The sequence below is a fragment of the Cryobacterium sp. TMT2-18-2 genome (genome assembly GCF_004402245.1).
Lineage (GTDB): Bacteria > Actinomycetota > Actinomycetes > Actinomycetales > Microbacteriaceae > Cryobacterium > Cryobacterium sandaracinum.
On record NZ_SOFU01000011.1, the window covers coordinates 1 to 9,039 of the forward strand.

Here is a 9,039-nt window from a genome sequence, read left to right on the forward strand (position 1 = left end):
TCGTCCACGCCGACCGAGGCACGTCGATGACGAGCAAGACCGTCGCCGCGCTCCTCTCAGATCTCGAGGTCACCAAGTCGCACTCCCGGCCCCGGGTCAGCAACGACAACCCCTACTCAGAGGCGTGGTTCAAGACCCTCAAATTCGCCCCCGTGTTCCCGGAACGCTTCGGCACCCTCGGCGACGCCCGCCGCTTCATGAACACCTTCGTCGAGGGCTACAACCACAGCCACCGGCACACGGGCATCGGGCTCAACACCCCTGCCGACGTCCACTATGGCCTCGCCGCCGGCAAGGCCGTCGAGCGGGCGGCGACCCTCGCCACCGCGCGCGCCCGGAACCCCGAGCGCTTCANGAACCCCGAGCGCTTCAGCACCGGCTGCGACCCGAAGATCCTCGCCACCCCCGACGCGGCCTGGATCAACAAGCCAGCCGAAGCTCAAAACGTGGAGCCGAAACTAGCCGCCTAAACTCACGCTGGCCTCATTCACCTTGACAAATTCCGAAGGACTCGAGAGAAACGAACAGACTGAGGGTCAGTGGTCCCCGCGATACTGAGGCAATGACTGAACTCGCATATATGATCCGCGAAGACTGGGCACAGCACGGAACCGCCATGGTTCCTCAGAGCGCTGCAATCCGAAGGTGGGTCGGTGAAGCACCTTACCTATTCGCAGTTGCCGATGTTGGGAAGTTCAACGCAGACGACCGTAGTGCTGATCTTGAGGCTGCTGAATTCATCGCACCCAACTTGAGTGACCGCACGGTCGTCAACATCAGCGAGCTCCGAAATCTCACACCCGGAAACGAAACCCGCCCTCATGCCATCATCGTGCTCCACCCCTACGAGCAGAGAGAGTTGGAAGCGATTCGTGCGGCAGTCGCTGCCGGCCTGGTCTCCCGGCTTTTTGTCTTGATCTCGTCGCCATGGGACATCATTCGCCTCTGGCTGGACGGACTCTGCGCCCTCAACCTTCACACACAGGAGGAGGTACCTGCAGCTGATCCCCTCATGGTCGCCGCAGCAGAAATGATGGTCAACGAGGAGTACAACGGGCTCAGCTCCGGGCGTGGAAAGGACGCTGTCGTGCAACTGGTTCGCGCCTTTGCCGCGAAGGGTTACGCGGTGGATACCGTTGCTTGGCTGAGGGCCTACTTCGCTGCCGGGGGTGGATTCCGTCATGCCGAATCAATCGAGAAGCTCGTGAAGGAGATGGAGGCCGGCACGAAGCATCGGACCTCGGCGCGCTACCGTGAGGACATATTCGAGGTCATCCGTGAGCGCGCCGAAGCCGCCAGCCACGTCTAATGTCGATGCATCTAGCAGCTGCCCGCATGTAGAAGGCCAGTTCCTGACCCCCAGCTTGTGACTTATGGCGCCCTATGGCGGCGTTCTGTGATCGCTATTTGGCGCATTGAGCTGTATGCCCACGTCGATCCGGAGCAGTCGTCAGTGTCTTACATCCCATGGGTCATGAGGCACACAGGATACGAGACACTCGGACAAACAAGGTGCAGCCCGCGCACTGCATTTCTCGTCAGCGGGCGTCGCCGAGGAGGCGTCGGGCCTCTTGGGGGGAGCCAGTCAAGAAGGTGCTCAGCTAGTCTCAGTCCAAGATCAATGGGGGAAAAGCTATGAGGCTTTCTAGCGTCAAAATCAAGAACTTCCGTGCACACGTCTCTACGGAGCTATCGCTCTCGTCGTTCGGGTGCCTCATCGGAGAAAACAACGCTGGCAAGTCATCGGTGCTGCACGCCCTCCACTTCGCCTTGAAGGGTTCTCCGCCCGGGAAGCTCGATGCCTCGGATTTCTACGATCCGTCAAAGCCCTTGAGCGTAGAAGTTCATTTCGACGAGGTGACTGAATCAGACCTCGCCCGTATAGCTGACGACGAACAACGCTCACGAGTCGCCGCGATGCTGGTCGAAGGTTCCCTCACTCTCGTTCGCATTGCTACGCCAGGTGAGAAAGTCGTCTTGCGGACGTTTGCTCAGGCACCGCGCGACGAGCGATGGTCAGAAGATGCCCTGAACGCAGTCATGATCGGGAAAAAGAACCCTGCCCTGCGCGCCGCGATTATTCAGCACCTTCCTGAAATGAATGCGCTCCTCCCTGAGAAGGCCACGATGGTCGATGCCCGCGCCAAGCTAGCCGACCTCATAACCCAGTTGCCCGCGGAAGAACTGGAACGACGGGTCGTTCCGCTTAAGACGGGTATCGATGCCGCGCTCAGGCCAATGTTGCCGGAAGTCATTTATATCGAAGCCGTCAAGGACGCGACCGCTGAAACCAAGACTTCAGAAACGGCTACCTTCGGGAAGCTGCTCAAAATCCTGCTCGATGCGGTCTCCGACGAGTTTCAGGACATCGAAAAATCCTTTCGGTCCATTCATAAACGGCTGAGTCGGCACCTGGATGATAGCGGAGAGACGATCGACGCCCGACTCGATGAGGTCAAGCTCATTGAAAGCACGATTCAAGGCTTCGTGCGCGAGAGCTTTCCCGGTGTCGGTCTCGAAGTTAGAGTTCCAGCACCTGAGCTGCGTTCGATCCTAGGAAGTGCTGAGATCGACATTGACGACGGCCACCGTGGCTCTATAGCCAGCAAGGGAGACGGGCTGAAGCGCACTGTGGCCTTTGCGATCTTGAGGGCCTACACCGCGTTGAAAGACAGTGGGCTCCGCGAAGCTGATGAGAGCACGGCCGCGCGCGCAAGCTATTTGCTCCTGTTTGAGGAACCGGAGCTGTATCTGCACCCTCGCGCTCAGCGCCAGCTGTTCGACACCTTGGTTAGATTTTCCACCGACCATCCGGTGCTCGTTACGACTCATTCTCTAGTTTTCTTGAACTCCAGCACCACAGCAACTTTCGCTCGTTTACGAAAGTCCCCTGCGGGAGTTGAAGTGGTGGATTTGGACCTACGGTCGAACATGTCCGAGAAAGACGCGCTTCAACTCATCTGTCACGAGAACAACGAAGCTGCGTTGTTTGCGCGCGCTATCGTGCTGGTTGAAGGTGACAGCGACGCCGTCGTGCTCCCCCTATATTGCGCAACTTCTGAATAAAGACTGGAATCACGTGGACCATGGAGTGGTCTTCGTCCGTACGGGTGGCAAATCCAGCATTCAGCGCTATCGAGATTTCTTCGGCCGTTTTGAAGTGCCGGTATTTGCCATTGGCGACTTGGACGTCCTACTCGACGGATTTACCAAAGTCTCGAAAGACCACCAAGCCGCCGTGATGCGACAGAGAATCCTTGAGGATGTCGAATGCCTGCTGGCATCCGAACCAGCGCCTCTGTCCGGCAAGGCGGTGGATAGTTTCAAGCGTAAGGCCAGCGCCCGCGAGCTATGGGTTGAGGCGCAGAATGACTTCGACGAGCTTGACGAATTCCCGGAGCGGGGAGACCTCCAGACTCTCGAAGGACTCCTGGGTCAACTATTCGACCTGTCGCGTGGCCGAGAGCGTTTAACAGTGTTGTCGAACGGCACAGGCGACATCGCGGTCGAAAAACGAAAACTCAATGTGCAGCTGCACGCCTCCGGGGCACATATTCTCGAACGCGGAGCCCTTGAGTCCTACTACGGTGTGCCATCTCTCGGACCAGACAAGGTTCTGGCCGCAGGTAGATTCCGAGAGGCCACAAAGACCCTTGACCAATTCCGAGAACGTCACGGGGCGGATGCAGACGGAGTCACCCAAGAGCTGAACTTGCTTTTCGCCGTCATCTTTGGGCACCTCTCCACTCCCGTGGTCGAACCTGCTGTCGCCGGCCCGTTCTAGGAGGTGACAAGGCTTCGTTGAGCGGCTCAAGACAGCGTGCGTGGCGACGTCGCTGTCTCGAAACCCTACGGATATAGGGCGTCTCACGACGCCGGAATTGACCGGAATTGTGACTTTTGGCGCTCTGTGGCGGCGTTCTGTGAACACTATTTGGCGCATTGAGATCTATGCCCGCGTCGCTCCAGAGCAGGTGTCAGTGCCTTGTATCCGCCGGTTCTGAAGCACTCAGTTCAAGAGACAGATGCGCGCAGTCGACATCGACGGGAGCGTCGACATGCCCGCCGCATTCGATGAGTTCCTGCGCGGCTACCTGTTGCCGCCGTCCTGACCGCCTTTGACCCCGGCGAACGATGAGCGGTTCCGCCGGGTTTGTAGGTTGCTGGGCGGGCAGTCAGAGCGTCGTGCGCGCTCCCGGCCCCGCGAACTCCGGCGGCAGATCATCGCCGCGTTTATCCTTCCCTCTGTGCGCCAGGTCCCGACCAGCACTCACTCACCCGTTGGGACCCGTGGCCGGATGTCAATGCGAGTTTCCTAACAACGCTCAGTCCTGCCAGCATGTCGGTATGGCGACAGAGTCTATTCTCCCCGAGTTCAGCGACTGCCGGATCGGCGAGGTGGCCGAACGGCTCTCCGAAGCCGGCGTCGGCATCATCGTAGGAACGCTGGCGAACCCAGCCGGCATCTACCTGGCCAAAACCATCCCGGTTGATCGACTGGCGACGTTCGCTTCATCCGGTCTCGGCGCCCCGCCGGTGTGGAACATCTTCTGCATCGACGGTGGCATTGCATTGACACCCGACCTCGGCGTCGTCGGCGATATGAGACTGAGACTCGATCTCGACGCTCTCCGAATCCTCGATGGAGGTCTCGCTTGGGCTCCAACGGAGATCTTCGACCAGAACGGCGCACCACTCGCCATCGATCCGCGGGGGCGGCTTCGCCGCATCCAACACGACATCGAGGAAGCCGGGCTTGAGGCGCTCGTGGGGCACGAGATCGAGTTCACCATCACCGCCGCGGACGGAACCCCGCTCCCACGCGCGGGCTGGACACCGTACGGTCTCGGTCCGGTACTCGACCACGAGGCCTTCATCACCGAATTGCTATCCGCCACCGCCGCCGCCGGAATCCCGCTCGAGCAACTACACGCCAAGTTCTTTGCCTCCACGGTCGAGTTCTCGCTGCCACCGGCCACACCACTTCAGGCGGCCGACGAGGTAGTTCTCGCCCGCCTGATCACCGGGAGGCTGGCGCGCAAACACAACCTGCGGGTATCATTCTCTCCCTTCCCTATCAGCGGGGGCGGCGGGAATGCGGCGCACGTCCATTACTCGTTCAGCCGCAATGGTGAACCTCTCTTCTCCGGCGGCGACGGACCCCATGGCATGACCACCGATGGAGCGTCTTCCATCGCCGGGGTGATCGCCGCACTCCCCGGTATCCAGGGCGTTCTCGGCGGATCGATCCTCTCGGGGGCGCGGTTGCGCCCCCGACTCTTTTCGGGCGCATATGCCTGCTGGGGTCGGGAGAATCGCGGGGCGGCGGTTCGTTTCCTCGAAGCCACCCGCGGCAATCCGCAAGGCGCCAACGTCGAAATCAAGATTGTCGATCCGTCGTCGAACCCTTACCTGACGACCGCGGTCATCCTCGGCGCCGCGCTCGAGGGCATCCGGTCATCGACGGTGCTTCCAGCGGAGGTCACCGCGAATCCGGCCGACCAGACCGAAGAGCAGCAACTCGCCTCGGCGACGGTGCTGCTTCCCTCCGCTCTGGGAGCAACGCTCGATGCTCTCGCCGCTTCCGAACTCGCTGCTTACATTCTCGGCCCTCAGATCATCCAGGCCGTGCTTGCAGTTCGACGCTGGGAACTCGATCACTACGGGTCGGCCGACGCCGACCAACTGCCAGAGAAGTTCCGGTTCGCCTGGTCGATCTAATCACAGAAGGGGCGGAGGGTTCGGTTTCTGTAGCCGTGCTCGCGACATGGGAATGTCTGGAGGCGACAGTATGCTGGGGATCACATCAGCAAGCGCAGTGCCGCGCGAAGAGAGGTGCCTCATGATGAAGTCGTCGTTGACTGCTCTTGTGCGTCACGAGCTGGATCATGCCCGGCAGGTCAGCAGCGGCCGAAGTGCGAAGACCGTGTATGGAGGCAGCGAACGCACGCTCCGCCAGACTGTGATCGCCTTGCGTGCGGGCGCCAAGTTGGATGCGCATGAGAATCCCGGTGACGCGACCTTTTTCGTGCTGCACGGACGCGTCGTCCTCATCTCGGGTGTGAACTCCTGGAGTGGCTCACCGGGCGATCTGCTGATCGTGCCGGAGGGTCGACACGCACTCGAAGCAGTAGAAGACGCGGCGGTACTGTTCACGGTGGCAAAGACTCGGTGATGAGTTCCCCAAATCGATGACCCATAGGAGTTCGGGGGGCGCACGATCGAGAAAGGGGTTCCTCAGGCGGCAGCCTGCGGCGGTAGTACAGCAATCAAGGGGTGATCCTTGGCAAATGTGCCCACCTTGGCGGCCCCGCCCGGGGAGCCGATGTCGTCGAAGAATTCGACGTTAGCCTTATAGTAATCGGCCCAGTGCTCCGGCACGTCATCCTCGTAGTAGATCGCCTCGACTGGACATACCGGTTCACAGGCACCGCAGTCGATGCACTCATCGGGGTGGATGTAGAGCATCCGTTCGCCCTCATAAATACAGTCGACCGGGCATTCTTCGATGCAGGCCCGATCTTTCACATCGACGCAGGGAAGAGCAATAACGTACGTCACAGTGGCAGGGCTCCCTTCACGAAGAGATGACTTTGAGCCTAGGACAACCGGGTCATCAAATCCAGATCACGCTGTCGGGCCCGCTGGGGACGGGCCTGCAAACGGCACGGTTCAGTCTCGATCGCGGGCCGTGTTCGCGCTCCTCTCGTTCAGCCAGGCAATGAGTCCCCCCGCGAGCAGCATGTTGATCTGCCGCTGTGAGAAGTTCTGCCGGGCGGGGTAGTCCTCCTTGCGAGTCTCATTGTGCACGGTGATCTCGGTGCCGGCAGCCAGGGAATCGCGAATGCCGGTGAGCACGAGCACGTCGTCGCGCTGCACTCGATCATGATCGGACGGATTCACGAATTCGAGCGCGAGCACACCGAAGTTGGCAAGATTCTGCCAGTGGATCCGGGCGAACGACACGGCGAGCACCGCGCGCAAGCCCAGGAAACGCGGAGTGATGGCGGCGTGTTCGCGTGAGGAGCCCTGCCCGTAATTAGCGCCGGCGACGATGATGTGTCCGGTCGCCTCGCGCGTAACCTCCGCGCGAGTCGTGTAGGACTCATCGACTTGGTCGAAGGTGAATCGGGCGAGCTTGGGAATGTTGCTGCGGTAAGGCAGCACCCGCGCGCCGGCCGGCAGGATCTCATCCGTTGAAATGTCATCGCCCACCTTGAGAATGACCGGTGCCGCGATGCTATCGGCCAGCGGAGTGAACATGGGTAGCGACGAGATGTTGTCGCCCTTGACCAGGGCAACCTTCAGCGCCTCTTCGATGGGTAATGGCGCCTCGAGCATGGCCAGGTTGACGCTCGACGTCGCTGGTAATTCCAGCCTGGGATAGGTCAGGGCGAACAGTTCTTCCAAGTCGCGTGGGTCGGTGATCTTTCCGGTGAGAAGGGCCGCAGCGGCCGTTTCCGGTGAACACAGGTAGACGGAATCTTCCTTGGTGCCTGAGCGACCGGGAAAGTTCCGCGGCATCGTGCGCAGGCTGATGCTGCCGTTCGCGGGGGCCTGACCCATTCCAATGCAGCCCATACACCCCGACTGGTGTAGCCGCGCACCGGCACTGATCAAGTCCAGGGTGGATCCCATGCGGGTCAAATCCTGCAAAATCTGCCGGGAGCTCGGATTGACGTCGAAGGAGACTCCCGTGTGGGATTGGCGTCCCTTGACGATAGCGCCGACGATCGCGAAGTCGCGCAGCCCTGGGTTGGCCGAGGAGCCGATGACGACCTGCGCAACCGGGCGACCGGCGACTTCGCTCACCGGTACGACGTTGCCTGGGGAGCTGGGTAGCGCGATCAGCGGCACGATCGTCGACAGATCAATCTCTTCGTTCACGTCGTAGGTTGCATCCGCATCGGCGAGCAGCGGAACGAAGTCACCCTCACGTTGTTCGGCCTTCAGGAACGTTCTCACCTGTTCATCGGCCGGGAATACCGTGGTCGTAGCCCCCAGTTCGGCGCCCATGTTGGCGATCACGTGCCGGTCCATCGCGGTGAGGTTCATCAGGCCCGTGCCGTAGTACTCGACAATGCGATTCACCCCGCCCTTGACGCCGTGACGGCGCAGCATCTCGAGAATGACGTCTTTGGCGCTCGTCCACGGCGGAAGCTGGCCAGTGAGGTGCACGCCCCAGATTTCAGGCATACGAATGTAAAGCGGCTCTCCGGCGATCGCGAGAGCCACTTCGATGCCGCCCACCCCGATAGCCAGCATGCCGAGCGAACCCGCAGCGGGGGTGTGGCTGTCCGAGCCGACCATTGTCTTGCCGGGAATGCCGAAGCGCTGCATATGCGTGGGGTGCGAGACGCCGTTTCCGGCCTTGGAGAACCACAGACCGAAGCGCTGGCAGGCTGACCTGAGAAAGTCGTGGTCCTCGGCGTTCTTGCTGTCGGATTGGAGCAGGTTGTGGTCGACGTATTGCACGGACACTTCGGTGCGGGCCCGATCCAGGCCGAGCGCTTCCAGTTCCAGCATGACGAGAGTTCCCGTTGCATCCTGAGTAAGGGTCTGATCGATGCGCAGACCGATCTCGGACCCCGGCGTCATCTCCCCGCTGAGCAGGTGAGAAGCAATTAGTTTCTGCGCAACGTTGTATCCCACCGCGAACCTCCTCGTTCGAATGCCGCCGAGAGAATATCGATGTGCAGCCCTGCGCAGAATTCCGCGGCAGATTAAAATCTAGGTCACCGCTCCACGAAACGCCACCCTGCCTGTCCGGACGACCGGCGCCCGGGCATAACGCTGGCCCCCAGAATCGCAAATATTCAAGCATCGGTGCCGCTTCGGCATGGATGATGAACGGTTCCTGTCGCGCGGGACACACCGACCGCGAAGTGCCCGCGATCACCCGCCGGTATTAGGGCCGCAGCTTTAGTGGCGGTTACGTCCCTGTGAGTGGTGTGGTTTCCCGCTCTTGAGTGTTGCTTCGTCAACGTGAAGAGCCACCGTGGGATGGTCAGTGAGTACCGATCAAAGAACTCACAAAGG

Annotated in this window: 8 protein-coding genes; 6 read left to right on the forward strand and 2 right to left on the reverse strand. The window is 60.7% G+C overall.

Features of this window, described 5'->3' with window-relative positions; genetic code table 11:
* The 6 genes from E3O22_RS03670 to E3O22_RS03695 all read left to right on the forward strand — a co-directional run.
* On the forward strand, window positions 1-470 hold a 470-nt coding region (locus tag E3O22_RS03670; RefSeq protein ID WP_166784541.1), incomplete at its 5' end, for an integrase core domain-containing protein.
* A gap of 92 nt (window positions 471-562) precedes the next feature.
* Window positions 563-1,309 carry a hypothetical protein gene (locus E3O22_RS03675; RefSeq protein WP_134396240.1) on the forward strand — a complete coding sequence of 249 codons (747 nt, stop codon included), beginning with the start codon at window positions 563-565 and terminating at the stop codon, window positions 1,307-1,309.
* 326 nt (window positions 1,310-1,635) lie between these two features.
* Window positions 1,636-3,066 carry an AAA family ATPase gene (locus E3O22_RS03680; protein ID WP_134396241.1) on the forward strand — a complete coding sequence of 477 codons (1,431 nt, stop codon included), beginning with the start codon at window positions 1,636-1,638 and terminating at the stop codon, window positions 3,064-3,066.
* Between the two features lie 13 nt (window positions 3,067-3,079).
* Window positions 3,080-3,784: a hypothetical protein gene (locus E3O22_RS03685; RefSeq protein WP_134396242.1), complete on the forward strand. Its 705-nt coding sequence runs from the start codon at window positions 3,080-3,082 to the stop codon at window positions 3,782-3,784.
* A gap of 563 nt (window positions 3,785-4,347) precedes the next feature.
* Window positions 4,348-5,721 carry a glutamine synthetase gene (locus E3O22_RS03690; protein ID WP_134396243.1) on the forward strand — a complete coding sequence of 458 codons (1,374 nt, stop codon included), beginning with the start codon at window positions 4,348-4,350 and terminating at the stop codon, window positions 5,719-5,721.
* Window positions 5,722-5,842: 121 nt separating this feature from the next.
* Window positions 5,843-6,175 (forward strand): LuxR family transcriptional regulator, encoded by a 333-nt coding sequence (locus E3O22_RS03695; RefSeq protein WP_134396244.1) that lies wholly within the window; start codon window positions 5,843-5,845, stop codon window positions 6,173-6,175.
* A 62-nt stretch (window positions 6,176-6,237) separates the two neighbouring features.
* Here the strand turns inward: E3O22_RS03695 and fdxA are convergent, their stop codons facing one another.
* On the reverse strand, window positions 6,238-6,561 hold the full coding sequence (gene fdxA, locus E3O22_RS03700) for a ferredoxin (RefSeq protein ID WP_134396245.1): 324 nt from the start codon (window positions 6,559-6,561) through the stop codon (window positions 6,238-6,240).
* 111 nt (window positions 6,562-6,672) lie between these two features.
* A complete protein-coding gene (locus tag E3O22_RS03705) occupies window positions 6,673-8,652 on the reverse strand; it encodes an aconitate hydratase (protein ID WP_134396246.1) in 1,980 nt (659 codons plus the stop codon).
* Between the last annotated feature and the right edge of the window lie 387 nt (window positions 8,653-9,039).

What these genes read in the sequence shown, in the direction of transcription:
- E3O22_RS03680 (WP_134396241.1), top strand. Translation starts at nt 1,636, where the DNA reads ATGAGGCTTTCTAGCGTCAAAATCAAGAACTTCCGTGCACACGTCTCT.
- E3O22_RS03675 (WP_134396240.1), top strand. Translation starts at nt 563, where the DNA reads ATGACTGAACTCGCATATATGATCCGCGAAGACTGGGCACAGCACGGA.
- E3O22_RS03695 (WP_134396244.1), top strand. Translation starts at nt 5,843, where the DNA reads ATGATGAAGTCGTCGTTGACTGCTCTTGTGCGTCACGAGCTGGATCAT.
- E3O22_RS03690 (WP_134396243.1), top strand. Translation starts at nt 4,348, where the DNA reads ATGGCGACAGAGTCTATTCTCCCCGAGTTCAGCGACTGCCGGATCGGC.